12 protein-coding genes are annotated in these 17,703 nt (G+C 71.6%); 7 read left to right on the top strand and 5 right to left on the bottom strand.

The genetic code is table 11. The features are described from left to right. Nucleotides 1–61 precede the first annotated feature (61 nt). Nucleotides 62–1,348, top strand: coding sequence for an ABC transporter substrate-binding protein (locus NUV38_RS06600; protein WP_257728361.1), 1,287 nt, complete (start codon nt 62–64; stop codon nt 1,346–1,348). A 167-nt stretch (nt 1,349–1,515) separates the two neighbouring features. Here NUV38_RS06600 and NUV38_RS06595 read toward each other — a convergent pair whose 3' ends face one another. From NUV38_RS06595 to NUV38_RS06585, 3 genes are all read right to left on the bottom strand, one after another. Then, entirely contained in the window at nt 1,516–2,193 is a 678-nt protein-coding gene (locus NUV38_RS06595) for a hypothetical protein (protein WP_257728360.1), read from the bottom strand. Between the two features lie 99 nt (nt 2,194–2,292). After that, on the bottom strand, nt 2,293–3,237 hold the full coding sequence (locus NUV38_RS06590; protein WP_257728359.1) for a DUF808 domain-containing protein: 945 nt from the start codon (nt 3,235–3,237) through the stop codon (nt 2,293–2,295). Nucleotides 3,238–3,978: 741 nt separating this feature from the next. Then, nucleotides 3,979–5,385, bottom strand: coding sequence for a CCA tRNA nucleotidyltransferase (locus NUV38_RS06585; protein ID WP_374626364.1), 1,407 nt, complete (start codon nt 5,383–5,385; stop codon nt 3,979–3,981). 146 nt (nt 5,386–5,531) lie between these two features. Between NUV38_RS06585 and NUV38_RS06580 the strand changes: the two genes are divergently transcribed. After that, nucleotides 5,532–7,634: a DUF6049 family protein gene (locus NUV38_RS06580; RefSeq protein ID WP_257728357.1), complete on the top strand. Its 2,103-nt coding sequence runs from the start codon at nt 5,532–5,534 to the stop codon at nt 7,632–7,634. Continuing rightward, nucleotides 7,627–9,390, top strand: a complete 1,764-nt coding sequence (gene murJ / locus NUV38_RS06575) for a murein biosynthesis integral membrane protein MurJ (RefSeq protein WP_257728356.1) — start codon at nt 7,627–7,629, stop codon at nt 9,388–9,390. Before NUV38_RS06580 ends, murJ begins: the two co-directional genes overlap by 8 nt. Nucleotides 9,391–9,468: 78 nt before the next feature. On the opposite strand, the gene NUV38_RS06570 is transcribed toward murJ, so the two are convergent. Further along, on the bottom strand, nt 9,469–10,392 hold the full coding sequence (locus NUV38_RS06570; RefSeq protein WP_257728355.1) for a siderophore-interacting protein: 924 nt from the start codon (nt 10,390–10,392) through the stop codon (nt 9,469–9,471). A 124-nt stretch (nt 10,393–10,516) separates the two neighbouring features. On the opposite strand from NUV38_RS06570, the gene NUV38_RS06565 reads away from it, so the two are divergent. Beyond that, complete coding sequence (locus NUV38_RS06565) at nt 10,517–11,665, top strand: aminoacyltransferase (protein ID WP_257728354.1); 1,149 nt, start codon at nt 10,517–10,519, stop codon at nt 11,663–11,665. A gap of 211 nt (nt 11,666–11,876) precedes the next feature. Beyond that, a complete protein-coding gene (locus tag NUV38_RS06560) occupies nt 11,877–12,923 on the top strand; it encodes an alanine racemase (protein WP_257728353.1) in 1,047 nt (348 codons plus the stop codon). A 490-nt stretch (nt 12,924–13,413) separates the two neighbouring features. Here NUV38_RS06560 and NUV38_RS06555 read toward each other — a convergent pair whose 3' ends face one another. Then, nucleotides 13,414–15,582 (bottom strand): transglycosylase domain-containing protein, encoded by a 2,169-nt coding sequence (locus NUV38_RS06555; protein ID WP_257728352.1) that lies wholly within the window; start codon nt 15,580–15,582, stop codon nt 13,414–13,416. Between the two features lie 273 nt (nt 15,583–15,855). Here NUV38_RS06555 and NUV38_RS06550 point away from each other — a divergent pair, with 273 nt between their 5' ends. Both NUV38_RS06550 and NUV38_RS06545 read left to right on the top strand, forming a co-directional pair. Further along, nucleotides 15,856–16,425 (top strand): PadR family transcriptional regulator, encoded by a 570-nt coding sequence (locus NUV38_RS06550; RefSeq protein ID WP_257728351.1) that lies wholly within the window; start codon nt 15,856–15,858, stop codon nt 16,423–16,425. Between the two features lie 58 nt (nt 16,426–16,483). After that, nucleotides 16,484–17,590 (top strand): inositol-3-phosphate synthase, encoded by a 1,107-nt coding sequence (locus tag NUV38_RS06545; RefSeq protein WP_257728350.1) that lies wholly within the window; start codon nt 16,484–16,486, stop codon nt 17,588–17,590. The last annotated feature ends 113 nt before the right edge of the window (nt 17,591–17,703 follow it).

Here is a 17,703-nt window from a genome sequence, read left to right as displayed (position 1 = left end):
CCTGCGGGAACCCCCCGAACGAGGTCGCACGACGCGCCTCGCCACCCTCGAAAGGAACGTCATGAGAATCTCTCGACACCTGCTGCGCGCCGGCGTCGGTGCCGCGGTGGCGGCACTCGTGCTCACCGGCTGCCGCAGCTCCGGCGGCAGCGACTCGGCTGCCGACGGCATCACCGACGAGGCCTGCCCGCAGGCCGTGAACGACGACAACGGCTGCATCTACCTGGGCGTGATCTCCGACCTCACCAAGGGCCCGTTCGCCCCGCTCGCCGTGCCCATCACGGACGCGCAGAAGGCGTTCTGGCAGAAGGTCAACGAGGACGGCGGCGTCGGCGGCTACGACGTCGACGTGACGAAGTACGTCCAGGACGCCGAGTACAACCCCGAGATCCACAACCGCAAGTACCAGGAGATCCGCAAGGACATCCTGGCGCTCGGCCAGACGCTGGGCTCCTCGCAGACCCTCGCGATCCTCGAGGACATGAAGGCTGACGACGTGATCGGCGTGCCGGCCTCGTGGAACTCGGCCTGGGAGTTCGAGGACCAGATCCTGGAGAGCGGTGCCAACTACTGTTTCGAGGCCATGAACGGCGTCGACTGGGCCGTCGCGAACCGCGACGTGGGGGACAAGGTCGCGGCGGTCGGCTACGACAACGACTACGGCGGAGACGCCGCGGCCGGCGTCGAGGCAGCGGCCGAGGCCAACGACCTCGAGTACGTCGAGATCAAGGCACCGCCCGGCCAGGACCAGCAGGCCGAGACGGTGGCGTCGGTGCTGCGCGAGGACCCCGACCTCCTGGTGATCTCGACCGGTCCGGCCGAGATGGCCGCGATCGTCGGCGGCGCCGCGGCCGAGGGCTTCGACGGGACCGTGGTCGGCTCCAGCCCCACGTGGAACCCGGCGCTGCTGCAGTCCGCGGCCGCCCCGGCCATCGAGGCGCTGTACTTCCAGGCGGGCCCGTGGGGTCCGTTCGGCACCGACACCCCGGGCCACGAGGCCATGCGCGAGGCCCTGGGCGACGTGACGCCGAGCGACGGCTACACGGCCGGCTGGGTCTGGAGCTACCCGCTGCTCGCGGCCCTCGAGCAGGCCGACGCGGACGGTGGCATCACCCGCGAGAGCCTCGTCGAGGCCGCGAAGTCGCTCGAGGAGGTCGACTACGAGGGCATGCTGCCCAACGAGGCCGGCAAGAACACGGGCGAGCCCGCGGACTCGGCGTACCGCGCGAGCGTCATCAGCAAGGTCGACAAGGACGCCCCCACGGGCGTGTCGATCGAGCAGGACCTCACCGCAGGTCCGACGGCGGAGGCGTACGACTTCTCCCAGCCGTGCTTCAGCCTGCAGTGACCTGACGCGAAGGGGCCCGGACCATCACGGTCCGGGCCCCTTCGTCGTTCCCAGCGGCCTCGCGATTCCCATCACCTGATGGGAACCGCGAGCTCACCACGGTTCTCTGCCACTCACCTTCGAAGCCCTCCGAGGTGAGTGGGGGATTCCCATGGTGGGTGGAGGGATCAGGAGATGGTGCCCTTGCCCTCACCCTCGACCCGGTCGTCGTGCAGCAGCTCGCCCTCGGCGTCGACCGGGGTGTAGCGCACCTCGATCTCGAGCTCGGTGCCCTTCTCGTAGCGGAAGTTCTCGCCGTACGCGAAGGTCTCGCCCTTGCCGAGCGTGTACACGGCGGGGTCGGCGATCTCGGACACGCCGAGCGTCTGCACGTCCTGCTCCTCGTAGAGCGCGCTGTCGGTGATGCCGTCCATGCCCTGCAGGTACGGCCAGTCGACGTAGCGCGACTCGACGTCGACCAGCGAGGAGCCGAGGTCGATCGGGTCGCCGTTGTTGGTGACCACGTAGTTGACGAACACGATCTCGTCGCCCTCGTCGATGATCGGCTCGTTCTTCTCCGGGTCGACGAAGTTGCCGGTCTTCGTGGCCTTGGCGGTGCCCACCTGGTAGACGTCGACGGTCACGTCGCCCGCCTCGACAGTGGCGATCTTCTCGCCCGGGGTCGTGAACGGCTTGGCCCAGGCCGGTGAGCCCTCGGTGGCCGCCGGGGCGTCCTCCGTGGCCTCCTCGCTCGGCTCGGAGGCGGCCGACGTCGGCTCGCTCTCGGGCTCGTCGGAGCCGCAGGCGCCCAGGCCGAGGAGCGCGATGGTGGTGGCGGCGGCGATGCCCGCACGACGGATGGTCATGGTGTCTCCCGATTGTTGAGTGTTCTTCCCACTCAGGACCCTAGTGGTCGGGAGCGCCGCGCCTGACCACCGCCGTCGGGCCGAGACGCGACCCCTGCCTCAGTGGGCGGCCGCGCCGCGCCGACGCGGGACGAGGTGCAGCACCGCCACCACGACGGCACCGACGACGAGACCGATGATCGCGGAGAAGAAGGTGTTGGTGAGCCACGCCAGCACGGAGCCGAGGCCGCCGGAGACGGCGTCGTGCACGGCCTCCTCGGCGTGGTGCACGAGGTCGTAGAGGGCGTGCCACCCGAGGTCGTCGGTGCCGACCAGCAGGATGTGCCCGCCCACCCAGAGCATGGCGACGATGCCCACCGTGGCGAGCGTGGCCAGCACCTTGGGCATGGCCTTGACGAGACCTCGGCCGACCTTCTGCGCCACGCTCGAGGTGCGCTCGGTGAGGGCGAGTCCGACGTCGTCCATCTTCACGATGAGCGCGACCACGCCGTAGACGAGCGCCGTGATGCCGATGGCGACGACGACCAGGATGACCGCGCGGGAGACGAACGCCTCCTCGGCGACCTCGTTGAGCGCGATCACCATGATCTCGGCCGACAGGATGAAGTCGGTGCGCACGGCGTTGGACACCACCGTGGCCTCCTGGTCCTCGCCCTTCGACGACGACGGCTCCTCGGGCGGGTGGTGGCCCGAGACCTTCTCCCACAGCTTCTCGGCGCCCTCGAAGCACAGGTAGGTGCCGCCGAGCATGAGGATCGGGGTGAGCAGCCACGGCGCGAACTGGCTGAGCAGCAGGGCCGCGGGGAGGATGACGAGCAGCTTGTTGCGCAGGGAGCCCTTGGCGATGCGGCCGATGACCGCCAGCTCGCGCTTCGGGTCGAGACCGTGCACGTAGCGCGGGGTGACGGCGGTGTCGTCGACGACCACGCCGGCCGCCTTCGCGCTCGCCCGTCCGGCCGCGGCGCCCACGTCGTCGACCGATGCGGCGGCCAGGCGCGCGAGCGCGGCCACGTCGTCGAGGAGGGCGACGAGTCCGCCGGCCATCAGAGAGCTCTCACTGCAGTCATGGGAGAAGGGTAGGCGGAAGCGGGTGGAGGTGGGGGGTGCGCTGCCGTGGTTCTGCGTCTGGGTGGGGTGCGCCGCTGTGCTTCGCGGTGGGTGGGGCTCCGCTGCCTCGGCTCCTCGGCGGGGTGGGGCTGCGCTGCTGTGCTTCGCGGTCGGTGGGGCTCCGCTGCCGCCGCTCCGCGGTGGGTGGGGCTGCGCTGCCGCGGCTCCTGGTCGGGTCGGCCTCCGAAAGGCCTCGACCGGGCGAGACCCAGCGTCGCGACCGGGCTTGCGGGGCGCGGGATGCGGGATGCGGGGAGGGCATCCTCCACCCCGAGCGGTGAGCTCTCCACCGGATCGGAGTGTCGGCCCACCCAAGCGGTGCGTTCTCCACATTCTCAGCGCCGAGAAGGTGGAGAAGTCACCGCTCGGTGGGGCGAAGGGTGGAGGAGTCACCGCTCGAGGGGCATCGGTGGCTCAGCAACCGCAGGACCCCGCCAGATGTTGACGATCCACCGAGGGGGGCGGCCCCACGAGTGCATCGGTGGCTCAGCAACCGCAGAACCACTCCAGATGTTGACGATCCACCGATGGGGCAGCCGGAGGGCTCGGCCGCCCCGGACGCCACCGCCCCGTCGAGGCCTTTCGGAGAACGCCCCCACGACGCGCCGCGTCGACGCAGCCGCAGGTCCGTGCGACGTCAGCCGCCGGCGAGACGGGAGGAGCGGACGAGCAGGCCCGTCAGCCGCGCGCGGACCACCAGGCGCGCAGCGCCTCCGCAGCCAGGTCCTCGCCGAGGGGTCCGCGGTCCATGCGCAGGTCCAGCAGGAACCGGTACGCCTCGCCGATCTCGCGACCGGGTCCGATGCCGAGGATCTCCATGATCTGGTTGCCGTCGAGGTCAGGACGGATCGCGTCGAGCTCCTCCTGGGCGGCCAGAACCTCGATCCGGCGCTCCAGGTCGTCGTAGGTGCGCTGCAGACGCTGTGCCTTGCGCCGGTTGCGCGTGGTGCAGTCGGCACGGGTGAGGATGTGCAGCCGCTCCAGCTGGTCGCCCGCGTCGCGCACGTAGCGACGGACGGCCGCGTCGGTCCACTCCCCCGAGCCGTAGCCGTGGAACCGCAGGTGCAGCTCGACGAGCAGGCTCACCTGGTCGATCTGGTCGTTGCTGAAGCGCAGCGCCTTCATCCGCTTGCGCGTCATCTTGGCGCCCACCACGTCGTGGTGGTGGAACGTGACCGTGCCGTCGTCGACGAAGCGTCGGGTGCGCGGCTTGCCGATGTCGTGCACGAGGGCGGCGAACCGGACCACGAAGTCGGGTCGCTGGTCGAGGCGGTGCTCCAGCTCGATCGCCTGCTCCAGGACGGTGAGCGAGTGCTCGTAGACGTCCTTGTGACGGTGGTGCTCGTCGGCGGTCAGCCGCAGCGCCGGCAGCTCGGGCAGCACGTGCTCGGCCAGGCCGGTGTCGACGAGGAGGCGGAGCCCGGCCACCGGGTCGCCACCGCACACCAGCTTCACGAGCTCGTCACGGACCCGCTCGGACGACACGATCTCGATCCGGTCGGCCATGGCGGTCATGGCCGACACCGTGGCCTCGTCGGCGGCGAAGCCCAGCTGCGAGGCGAACCGGGCGGCACGCATCATCCGCAGCGGGTCGTCGCTGAAGGACTGCTCCGGGGTCACGGGCGTGCGCAGCAGCCCGGCCGCGAGGTCGGCGAGGCCACCGAACTCGTCGACGAACTCTGCCGACGGGAGCCGCACCGCGAGTGCGTTGACCGTGAAGTCGCGGCGGGACAGGTCACCCTCGAGCCGGTCCCCGAAGGCCACCTGCGGCTTGCGCGACGACACGTCGTAGGAATCGGCCCGGTACGTCGTGATCTCGATCTGGTCGCCACCCTTGCGCAAGCCGAGCGTCCCGAACTCGCGACCGACGTCCCACACGGCGTCGGCCCAGCCGGCCACGATGCGCTCCACGTCGTCGGGACGCGCCGAGGTCGTCAGGTCCAGGTCGTTGACCGCACGGCCGAGCAGGGCGTCGCGCACGGGGCCGCCGACGAGGGCGAGCTCGTGCCCGGCGGCCTCGAACAGGGCACCCAGGTCGGCGAGCACGGGGTGCTCGTCGAGCACCGCGGCCACGGCCGCGCGCACGGCGGGGGCGTCGGTCGTCGGCTGAGGGTCGGGCACGGGGGGAGAGTCTAGTGTCCGAGCACCGGTGCCGACCTGCGTGGTGGGCGCGGCGCTGCCGACGTGCCGCGTCCCGGGGGCGCACAGGTGCGGCCACTACGATGGGCCGGGTGACGAACCCGGGCCGACGTCTGCGTCCGGGCCCGCGCTCCGTCCGCTGGTCCGTCCACCGCTGGGTCACCGCGGTCCTCGCCGCCCTCGTCGGGTGGGGCGCCGTCCTCGTCGGCGCGCCGGCCGCCGAGGCCGCCACCGACCCCGACGTCTCGATCCGCATCACCGGGGTGAGCCCCACCGAGCTGAGCGACGGCGCCACGGTGACCCTGAGCGGACTCATCACGAACGCCGGTGACGAGCGCTGGACGAAGGCGCAGGCCTACCTGGTCATCGCGCCCGCCCCGTTCACGACCCGGCAGCAGGTCACCGACGCCGTGGAGAGCGAGACCACCTACACCGGCCAGCGCGTCGTGGAGCTCGACGCCATCGACGAGGTCGGCACCCTCGAGCCGGGCTCGACCCGTCCGTTCCGCGTCCAGGTGCCCTACGAGGACCTGAGGGTCAACGGCGCCGAGGGCGTCTACCCGGTCGGCGTGCAGGTGCTCGCGACCGCCGAGGACGGCACCCGCGACACCAACGCCATCGCCCGGGCCACCACGTTCCTGCCCCGCATCGACGACACCTCGCCCCGCGTGCCGGGCGGTCTCGTGTGGCCGTTCGTCATGCCGGACCGGATCGGCCCCGACGGCACCTACCTCGACGCACCCGACCTGGCCGAGCGCGTCTCGCCCGGTGGTCAGCTGCGCAACCTGCTCGACCGGGCCCGACAGGCCCCCGGCCCGGGCACCACCATCGTGCTCGACCCCGCCCTGCTCGTCGGCCTCGACGACCTCGCCGAGGCACGCCGACTGCCCGAGGGCGTGCAGGTCACCGCCGTCCAGCGCGCGGCAGCACGCACCTTCCTGACCGACCTCACCGACCTCTCCCGCCGGGTCACCACCTGGTCCCTGGACTACGCCCGGCCCGACGTGCTGGCCATCAGCACCTCCGACGACGCCGCCCAGCTCGCCGCCACCGTCAACCGCGCCACGACCGACACCCTGGCCCGGTTCCAGCTCACCGGACGACGCGTCACGTGGCCCACGCGCACCGGCGTCACGTCGCGCCTGCTCGCCGAGGTGCGCGACGGCGGCGAGCGACCGGTGATCGTCACGCGCGACGCCGTGCCCGACTGGGAGCCGCGCCTGGGCTCCATCGTCACCCGCCGGACGGACCAGGGCCCGGTCCCGCTGTTCGTCAACGCCGGGCTCGACGTCGGCGTGCCCGGTTCGAAGACCGTGGCGACCCTGCGCCAGCGGCTGGTGAGCGAGGCCGCGTTCGCCTCGCTCGAACGCCGCGGCGACCGGCAGTCCAAGGCCGACGCCTTCGTCCTCATCGACCCCACCTGGAACCCCGGTGGCGCGGAGTCCGGCTCGTTCTCCGGTGCCTTCACGTCCGACTTCGTCACGCCGAGCGACCTGGAGGACCTGCTCTCGACCGGCCGCGCGTCGTACACGGGGTCCGTCCCGCGCACCCCCGACGCCACGCCCCTGCGTGGACGACAGCTGCGCGACGTCGAGGCCCTCGTGCGCGCTTCGGCCCTCGTCTCCGACCTCGTCGTCGACGCCGACGACGTGACGGCGCGCACCGACCGCACCGTCGCCGACCTGCTCTCGGTCGCGTGGCGCCGCGACCGCGACGTGGGCGCGGCGGCCGCCGCCGCCCAGCTCCGACGTACCCGCGGCGCGCTCGACGGGCTCCAGGTCGAGGGGCCGCCCGCGATCACCCTCTCGAGCTCGCAGGGCACCTTCCCCCTCACGGTGAGCAACGACACCGACGACCCCATCCGCGTCGGGGTGCGGATCAGCACGAGCAACCCGGCGCTCACGGTGCCCGACGTCGAGCCCGTCGAGGTCGAGGCCGGCGAGCGGCGCACGATCACCGTCACCGTCGACGTCGGCGAGCAGACCTCGTCGACCTTCACCGCGCAGCTCATCACCAGCAGCGGCACGCCGGTCGGCCAGGCCGACTCCTTCAACGTGCGCTCCAGCCGGGTCGGCATGGCGCTGTGGGCCCTGATGGGGGCGGCGGGCCTGTTCGTGCTGTTCGCGCTCGGGCGCCGGTTCCTGCGTGGTCGCGGCCGTGGCGACGCGCTCGACCGGGGCGAGCCCGATGAGTGAACCTCCCCGCCACCGCGACTCCGGCGAGCCCGGCGAGACCGAGCCGACCGAGGCCCTGGCGCAGGAGGCCACGGCCCCCGAGGCGCCTCTGCCTCCGGAGCACCCGTCCGTCGAGGACACACCCGCCCAGTCGGACGTCGCGCGGGCGAGCGCGTGGATGGCGCTCGGCACGATCGTCTCGCGCTTCACGGGCCTCGGTCGCAGCTTCCTGCTGGCCTTCACGATCGGTGCGGCACTGAACGGCGACCTCTTCGAGATCGCCAACACCGTCCCGAACGCCCTCTACATCCTGCTGGCGGGCGGCGTCTTCAACGTGGTGCTCGTCCCCCAGCTCGTGCGCGCCATGCGCTCGGACGCCGACGGTGGCGACGCCTACGCCAACCGCATCCTCACCCTCGGGATGCTCGTGCTCGGGGTCGCGACCCTCGCACTCGTCGCACTCGCCCCGCTCATCATGCGGGTCGTGTTCGACGGCGAGCTGTTCGAGCCCGAGCTGGCCGCGCAGCGGGAGTCGGCGCAGCTGCTCATGTACCTGTGCATGCCGCAGGTCTTCTTCTACGGCGCGTTCGTGCTGGTGGGCCAGGTCCTGAACGCTCGCCGCCGGTTCGGCCCGATGATGTGGGCGCCCATCGTCAACAACGTCGTGGCCATGCTGTCGCTCGGCGTGTTCCTGGTGGTCCACGGCCACGCCGCGGGCAGCGGCGGCTTCACCACGAACGAGGCCGTCCTGCTGGGCCTGGGCGCCACGGCCGGCATCGTCGCGCAGTTCCTCGCCCTGCTGCCCTCGCTGCGTGCCGCCGGGTTCCGGTTCTCCCCGCGGTTCGACTTCCGCGGCGTCGGGCTGAGTCACACCCTGCGGCTCGGAGCGTGGACACTCGGCTTCATCGCCGCCAACCAGGTGGCCTACATCGTCGTCCAGCGGCTCGGCTCGAAGGGCACGCTGACCGGAGCCAGCGAGGGTGCGGACGGTGCGGGGGCCAACGTGTACGCCCTCGGCTACCTCGTGAGCCAGATGCCGCACGGCGTCATCACCGTCTCCTTGGTGACCGCGATCATCCCCACGATCTCCGCCCTCGCCCAGGACCACCGGTACGACCGGATGATGCTCGAGCTGCAGCGCACGGCCCGCATCACGCTGGCCGTGATCGCCCCGCTGGCCGTCGCCCTGGCGTGCCTGGGCGTGCCCGCCGCGGCCGTGCTCGGCTTCGCGCCCACGCTGCGGGTCAGCGCGCCGGCCATCGGGTCCACCATGGCCGCGTTCGCCCTCGCACTGCTGTTCTTCACGATCCACTACATGGTGCTGCGCGGCTTCTACGCCGACGAGGACACGCGCACCCCGTTCCTCGTCCAGGTCGTCATCGCCGCCGTCAACGTCGCCGCCGCGATCGGCTTCACCCGTGGAGCCGAGCCCGACGAGTTCGCTCCCCGGCTCGCCCTCGCGTTCGGCGTCGCCTACGCCGTGGGCGCCGTGCTCTCGACGACGCTGCTGTCGCGTCGGCTCGGCGGCGGCCTGGTCGATGCCGAGACCCGCCGGTTCCTGGTCAAGCTCGTCGTCGCGTGCGGTGCCGCCGCCGCGATCATGCTCGGGACCACCGCCGCGCTCGCCTCCGTCGACGTGTCGCGAGACACCCCCGAGGGCGGTCTCGTCGTGCTCGCGGTGGCCGGTGTGCTCGGTGGCCTCGGCTACCTCGCCGCGGCCCGCGTGGTGAGGATGCGCGAGCTGTCGCACCTCGTCGGGTCGCTGCTGCGTCGCTAGGTGCGACGCCCCGGCCCGCGACGGCGGTGGTCCGGGCGGGGACCGTTCACCAGGAGACCTGGTGGGCCGTGGAGCCCGTCAGAGCCCGGCCTTCTCGTAGATCTCCTCGATGGCGTCGAGGTAGGCGCCCTGGTCGGTGTCGGCCAGCTCGAGGTACGCCTGCCGGGCCTGGGCGTCCACCTCCTCGGCCACCTGCTCGTAGCGGGCGTTCCACTGCTCGGCCTCGATCTGCCAGTACCCGCAGGTGTAGAAGTCCGCCTGCGGCCAGCCGAGGTCGCGCCGGAGCCGACGTCGCGCGCCGCGGCTGGCCCGGGCCTCGCCGGCGAGCCAGACGTACCGGCTGGCCGGGACCTCGGCGCTCACCTCGCCCGCACGGGGCAGGTTGCGCTCGGTGACGGCCGCCTCGAGGGCGCCGCAGATGTCGGTCTCCCGGTCCACGACCACCCAGCGGACGTCGACGTCGGCCGGGCTGGGCAGGGCGATCCGGTCGCGCTCGTCGGTGAGCACCACGACGGCCTCGACCTGCTGCCCCGGCCGCAGCCCACGCAGGATGCGGGCGAGGGCCGGCAGACCGGTGATGTCGGCGACGAGCAGCTGCCAGAGCGTGTCGTCGGGGGCGGCGTAGAGGCCGTGCGGCTCCATGAGGCCCACCCGGTCGCCGGTGACGCAGCTGCGCGCCCAGTCCGAGCCGACGCCGCGCTCGTGCACGGCGATGTCGATGTCGATCTCCGGTGCGCCGTCGACCACCCGGTGGTCGGAGATCGTGTAGACCCGCGCCGCCGGCTCGACGCCGCCCTCGGGCAGCGTCATGACCCAGTTCTCGTCGTACTCCGGGATCGCGAGCTCGGCGCCGTCGGGGGCGATCAGCAGCCGCACGTACTCGTCCGGGACGCCCGTCGAGACGAAGGTGTCCGGTCGCAGCGTCACGGTGACCAGGTGCGCGGACAGCCGCACCTTCCGGACGACGGTGGCGGTGCAGATCGCCGGTGCGGCGGTGGGCATGGTTCCTCCGAGAGCTGGGGAGCGGTGCGTGGCCGCGAGCGCCGCACGCGGGGCGCCCGACGGGCCTGCTTAGGCAAGCCTAACTGATTCTGCGGCCGTGCTCGACGCTGGTAGTTTCGGCCGGGTGAGCCCCGCATCCGTGACCGTCCGCACGATCACCCGCGAGGAGCACCTCGACTTCGTCGCGAGCCGTCCCTCCGTCTCCTTCCTGCAGACCCCAGCGTGGGCACAGGTCAAGGCCGAGTGGGGTGCGGAGTCCGTCGGCTGGGTCGACGCGTCCGGCCGTGTGGTCGGCGCCGCGCTCGTGCTCTACCGCCAGGTCCCGAAGGTCAAGCGCTTCCTCGCCTACCTGCCCGAGGGGCCGGTGCTGCCGTGGCTCGAGGCGGGCGACGACCTGGGCGCCTGGCTCGAGCCGCTCGCCGCGCACCTCAAGGCCAAGAAGGCGTTCGGCATCCGGATGGGACCGCCCGTCGTCACCCGCCGCTGGCACGCCGCCACCGTCAAGGCCGCGGTGGCCGACTCCGCCCTCGGGACGCTCGGCGAGGTCCCGGCCGACGTCAACGACGCCGACGCGCTGGCCGTCGCCGACCGACTGGGCGACCTCGGCTGGCGTCGGCTCGCCACGGAGGGTGGGTTCAGCGCGGGCCAGCCGCAGTACAACTTCTGGCTCCCGCTCGCCGACGCCGACGGCACCGCACTCACCGAGGACCAGGTGCTCGCGGGCATGAACCAGCTGTGGCGCCGCAACATCCGCAAGGCGGCGAAGGCCGGCGTGGAGGTCACGCTCGGCTCGCGCGACGACGTGGAGGCCTTCCACCGGATCTACACCGAGACGGCCGAGCGTGACCACTTCACGCCCCGTCCCCTCGGCTACTTCCTGACGATGTGGGACGCGCTGAACGCCGAGGACCCGGACCGGATGCGGCTGTACCTGGCGCACCACGAGGGCGACCTGGTGGCGGCCACCACGCTCGTGCAGGTCGGCACGCACGCCTGGTACTCCTACGGCGCGTCCACGTCGGCCAAGCGTGAGGTGCGCGGCTCCAACGCCGTCCAGTGGCAGATGATGCGCGACTCCCTGGCGGCCGGCGCGACCGTCTACGACCTGCGCGGCATCACCGACACCCTCGACCCCGACGACTCGCACGTCGGCCTGATCCAGTTCAAGGTCGGCACCGGCGGCCAGGCGGTGGAGTACCTCGGCGAGTGGGACCTCCCCCTCAACCGTCCCCTCTACGCCGCCTTCACCGCCTACATGAGGAGACGAGGATGACGTGGGAGCGTCGCCCGTCGGGGCTACGCAGGACGTGCACCCGGACAGCGACGTTCGCACGTCAGCCGAGCGACGAATGCGCGACGCAGTCGCGATATGAGGAGACGAGGATGACGCCCGCCGAGGCGAGCCGCGTCTCGAAGGGTTACCGACGTTCCTCGTCGCCCGAATCGTCGAGAACCCTTCGAAACACCACGGGGGGGAGAGGTCGATGACGTTCGAGCTGCACGTGGACACCGAGCGGTGGCGTCGGCACCTGACGGCCACCGCCGCGCGGCTGCCCGGGCTGGTCCCGGTGATCAAGGGCAACGGGTACGGGTTCGGACGCGAACGACTGGCTGCGGAGAGCACCGCGCTGGGCGCCGACACCGTGGCGGTCGGCGTGTACGCCGAGGTGCCCGAGGCGCTGGCGACCTTCGGCGGCGACGTGATGGTGCTCGGGCCGTGGCGTCCGTTCCTCGACGGCTCGGCCGTCGAGCAGGCGCTCGCCGACCCGCGGGTCGTGCACACGGTCGGTCGCGTCGAGGACGTGGCCGCCCTAGCACGGCTGCGCCCCGGGGCCCGGGTCGTCGTGGAGGGCGAGACCTCCATGGCCCGCCACGGGCTCGACCGGCACGAGCTGGCCGCGGCGGTCGCCGCTCTCGGCGAGCTGCAGGTCGAGGGCTTCGCCGCCCACCTGCCGATGACCGGCAGCAACCTGGCCGAGGCCGAGTCGTGGGCCGCCGCCCTGGAGGCCTCCCAGCTCGAGACCTCCACGTTCTTCGTGTCGCACCTCGGTCCGAGCGAGCTCGACCAGCTGCGCGAACGGCGCCCCGGCCTCACGGTGCGGCCCCGCGTGGGCACCTCGCTGTGGCTCGGCGACCTGGGCGCGCTCGACGTGCGCGCGCGGGTGCTCGACGTGCACCGCGTCTCGCGCGGCGAGCGCGTCGGGTACCGCCAGCGCCCCGTGCCGCGCGACGGCTACCTGCTGGTGATCTCCGGCGGCACGAGCCACGGCGTCGGCCTCGAGGCACCCCGCTCGGGCGTGGGCGTGGTCCAGCGCGGCAAGACGTTCGCCAAGGGCAGCCTCGAGGCGGCCGGGCTCGCGTTGAGCCCGTTCACCGTCGACGGTCGCCAGCGCTGGTTCGCCGAGCCGCCGCACATGCACGCCTCGCAGGTGCTGCTCCCGGCCTCGGCCGCGGCACCCGCCGTCGGCGACGCCGTGCCGTGCGCCGTCCGGTACACGACGGCCACGTTCGACCGCGTCGTGGTGGACTGACGGTTCGTCCCCGACCGTCCGGCTGGCTGCGTCGGCCTGGTCGGTGGTGCGCCGCGGCTGCGGCTGGCCGTGCCTTGCGGCTGCGTCGGCCAGGTCGGGTCCTGCCCTGCGACTGCGTCGGCCAGGTCGGGTCCTGCCCTGCGGCTGCGCCGCTGCGGCTCCGAGTGGTCCTGCTCGCCGAAGGCCTCGACCGACCAGCCGGGCCCGAGGCTCGGCCGAGCACTTGAGCACCCGAGCACCCGGGCCGCGGGGCGCGGCGGGGCCTCAGGGCGCTCGCACCCTCTTTCCGCGCCGTCGGGAGCCGTGAGACGTGGGGCCGTCCAAGGTAGGTCTGGTACCGAATTCTCCGGGTTCTAGGTGCCAGACCTACCTACGACGATCCGATTCGGTGCCAGACCTACCTACGACGATCCGATTCGGTGCCGGACCTACCTCCGACGATCCGATTCGGTGCCAGACCTACCTCTGACGACGGTGAGCGCGGACGGGCTCAGTTCCCGCCGCCGCCACCACCGCCACCGCCACCGCCGGGGAGCGTGGGCGTGGGCTCGGGCTCGGTGGGCTCGGGCTCGGTGGGGGCCGGCGTGGTCGGCTGCGGGGTCGTCGGCTCGGGCTTGGGCTTCGGCTTCTCGGTCTTCTTGAGCTTGGGGGCCGGCGGCGTGTAGGTGTTGCCCTTGTCGGCCTTGATGTTGGCCGGGGCCGGGAAGGTCCCGCACTCGGTGCCCTCGAGCGCCGGGTCCATGAACGCCTTGAAGGTCTGCGCCGGGTAGGTGCCACCGAAGAACGGCACGAGGTAACCCTCGAGGTCCTCGTTGCCCACGCCGCGGCTGAGCGTCACGGCCGTGGCCAGCTTGGGCGTGGCCCCGACGAACCACGACGACGAGACGCGCTGGTCGTCGTCGGCGCCGGCCGTCGCGGTGCCCGTCTTGCCGACCGTCGGGCAGATGGTGCGCCCGCTCGTGCCGGTACCCGCCTGCGTCACCTTCTGGAGCGCCGCGAGGGTGTCTGCGGCGACGTCCTCGGGGATCGTGCGCTTGGTCTCCCGTGCGGGCAGCTCCAGCTCGTCGCCCTGGGCGCTGGTCACCTTCGACAGCACGTGCCACTCCGCGCGCTCGCCGTCGGCGGCGAGGGTCGCGTAGGCGTTCGCCATGTCGACCGCGGGCACGCCGGCGTAGCCGAGCGACGTGACGGCGACCGGGTCGATCTGGTCGGTCACCGAGGTGGGGATGCCGGCGTCGTTGGCGGCCTCCAGCACCTTGCGGGCGCCGACCGAGATGTCGGCGTCGGCACCGCCGCTCATCTGCTGGGTGATGTCGACGAACGCGGTGTTGATGGACTTCTGCGTGGCGTACTCGAGCGTGACCCGACCGAAGGACTGGCCGCCGCTGTCGCCCTGGTTGCCGACCTCGGCCCCGCCGATGCGCACCGGCGAGTTGCCGTTGAGGGTCGTCCGGAGGCTGTAGCCGTCCTCGAGTGCCGCCACGAGCGCGAACACCTTGAACGTCGAGCCCGGCTGCACGCTGGACGTGGCCCAGTTCAGCTGGCTCTCCAGGTAGTCCTTGCCGCCGTACATCGCCTTGACGTCACCGGTGCCGGGCTCGACCGAGACCAGGCCGACGTTGAGCTCGTCGAGGTCCTGCGGCACGGTGTTCTTCACGGCCTCGACGGCGTCGGCCTGCAGCCGCTTGTCGAAGGTCGTGACGACGCGCAGGCCGCCGCCCAGGATCTGGTTGTCGCTGAAGCCGGCGTCCTGCAGCTGCTTCTGGACGAGGGCGAGCAGGTAGCCCTTGGTGCCCTTGAAGCGGTTGGCGTTCTTCTTCTCGGCGAACTTCGGCAGCCGGTCCTTGAACTCGGCGGCCTCCTCGGCCGTGATCGCACCGGACTTGGCCATCCCGTCGAGCACGTAGCGGTAGCGCGGCAGGATCCGCTCCTCCGCACCCTCGGTGTAGGGGTCGAAGTACGTGGGGTTGTTGATGACCGTCGCGAGCATCGCGGCCTGCGGGTAGTTGAGCTCGGAGGCCGGCTTGTCGAAGTACGTCTGAGCCGCCACCTCGACGCCGTACGCGCCGTTGCCGAAGTAGATGGTGTTGAGGTAGCCCTCGAGGATCTCGGACTTGCTCAGCTGGTTGTGGATCTTGATCGACAGGATCGCCTCGCGCACCTTGCGCTTGTAGGAGCGGTCCTGGTTCAGGTAGAGCACCTTCACGTACTGCTGCGTGATGGTGGAGCCACCGCCGGTGATCTGGCCGCTCGTGGCGTTGTCGCGCGCGGCGCGGACGATGCCCTTGAAGTCGAGACCGCGGTTCTCGTAGAAGGTGCGGTCCTCGGCCGCGATCACGGCGGCCTGCATCACGGCCGGGATCTCGTCGAGCGGGACGCTCTCACGGTCCTGCATGGCGAAGTCGCCCAGCTCGGACTTGCCGTCGGAGTAGTAGACCTTGGTGGTCTGGGTCTGGAAGTCCGCGTTCGCATCGGGGATCTCGATGACCCGGTAGAGCACGAAGAACAAGAGCGCGCCGCCCAAGAGCCCGAGCACGACGAGCACCGCGAACCACCGCAGCGCCTGCTTCCAGCGCGGACCGTCGCCACTGATGCGGCGGAACAGGCCCGGCTTGCTCGGGGTGCTCTTCGCCTTGGTTCGATGCGTGCTGGTGGCCACGGACCACTTCCTCCGTCTCGGCCCTGCTCCAGGCAGGGCGTGGTGCTGTGCGTGCGCCCGGGACACGGCGCGGCATCAGGCCAGTGTGCCTGACCAACCTGAGAAGGCCATGATGCCTGGTCCTCCGGTTCTGTGGCACGCGTCTCGTCCCGACGGTCTCGCCCGACCCGCCCGACCTGACATACGGTCTTTCATGTCATGCCGCGCTGATGTATCGTCCCGATATACCGAGTCGTCATGGTGACGTCTCCCGAGCCGTCCAGGAGGATCGCGATGCCCCGTCGCGGAGCGACCCTCGAGCTCGCGACCATCGGGCTGCTGCACGACACGCCCATGCACGGGTACGAGCTGCGCAAGGAGCTCATCAGCCTGCTCGGCTGGGGCCGCGTGCTCTCCTACGGCACGCTCTACCCCTGCCTCAAGTCGCTCGTGCGCACCGGCCTCATCGAGGCCGACGACGACCCGGCCGTCGAGGTGCGCGGACGTCGCAACCGGATCGTGTACCACCTCACCGCCGCGGGCAAGGAGTACTTCGCCCGCGCCATGGAGGACTCCGGTCCGGCCACCTGGGACGACGAGACCTTCAGCGTCCGGTTCGCCTTCTTCGCGCGCACCGAGCGCGCCACGCGCGTGAGGATCCTCGAGGGCCGCCGCAGCCGACTGCAGGAACGGCTCGAGAACGTGCGCGAGGCCACCCAGCGTGGCCGCGACCGCGCCGACGCCTACACCCGCGAGCTGCAGCGCCACGGCCTGGAGTCCGTCGAGCGCGAGGTCCGCTGGCTCACCGAGCTCATCGAGCGCGAGCGCAACCCGCACGACGAGCCGCCACCTCCCCCCACCTGATCCCCCTCATCCGCACGACCATCCATCCACCCTCATCACCCGTCACGAAGGAGAACCCATGGGTTCGGCCACCAACCAGATCCGCGTCGCGATCGTCGGCGTCGGCAACTGCGCCACGTCGCTCATCCAGGGCGTCGAGTACTACAAGGACGCCGATCCGGCGGGCACCGTCCCCGGCCTCATGCACGTCCAGTTCGGCGACTACCACGTCAACGACATCGAGTTCGTCGCCGCGTTCGACGTCGACGCCAAGAAGGTCGGCTTCGACCTGGCCGACGCCACGACGGCCAGCGAGAACAACACCATCAAGATCACCGACGTGCCGCCCACCGGCGTCACGGTCCAGCGCGGCCACACGCTCGACGGACTCGGCAAGTACTACCTGCAGACCATCGAGGAGTCCGACGCTCCCGCCGTCGACGTGGTCCAGGTCCTGAAGGACACGCAGGCCGACGTGCTCGTCTCCTACCTGCCCGTGGGCTCGGAGGAGGCCGACAAGTTCTACGCGCAGTGCGCCATCGACGCCAAGGTCGCCTTCGTCAACGCCCTGCCCGTCTTCATCGCCTCCGACCCCGAGTGGGCCAAGAAGTTCGAGGACGCCGGCGTCCCGATCATCGGCGACGACATCAAGAGCCAGGTCGGCGCCACCATCACGCACCGCGTCATGGCCAAGCTGTTCGAGGACCGCGGCGTGTCGCTCGACCGCACCTACCAGCTGAACGTCGGCGGCAACATGGACTTCAAGAACATGCTCGAGCGTGAGCGCCTGGAGTCCAAGAAGGTCTCGAAGACCCAGGCCGTCACGTCGAACCTCACCGGCTCGCTCGCCGGCGTGGGTGCCAACGACCGCAACGTGCACATCGGCCCGTCGGACTACGTGGCGTGGCTCGACGACCGCAAGTGGGCGTACGTACGCCTCGAGGGTCGCGCGTTCGGCGACGTGCCCCTGAACCTGGAGTACAAGCTCGAGGTGTGGGACTCGCCCAACTCGGCCGGCATCATCATCGACGCCATCCGTGCGGCGAAGATCGCCAAGGACCGTGGCATCGGCGGCGCCCTGCTGAGCGCCTCGTCGTACCTGATGAAGAGCCCGCCGGAGCAGCGTCCCGACGACGTCGGCCGCGAGCGCCTCGAGGCCTTCATCAGCGGTGCCGAGGAGCGCTGAGCGCAGCTCGCTCCCTCCTGGAGGCGGGGGGGGGGGGGGGGGGGGGGGGGGGGGGGGCGGCCGCGGGCGCCCCCCCCCCACCCCCCCCCCCCCCCCCCCCCCCCCCCCCCCCC

This window comes from Aeromicrobium sp. 50.2.37, from assembly GCF_024655735.1.
Classification (GTDB): Bacteria; Actinomycetota; Actinomycetes; order Propionibacteriales; family Nocardioidaceae; genus Aeromicrobium.
Note: the sequence above shows the minus strand (reverse complement) of the source record. Positions and strands in the feature narration are given on the sequence as shown.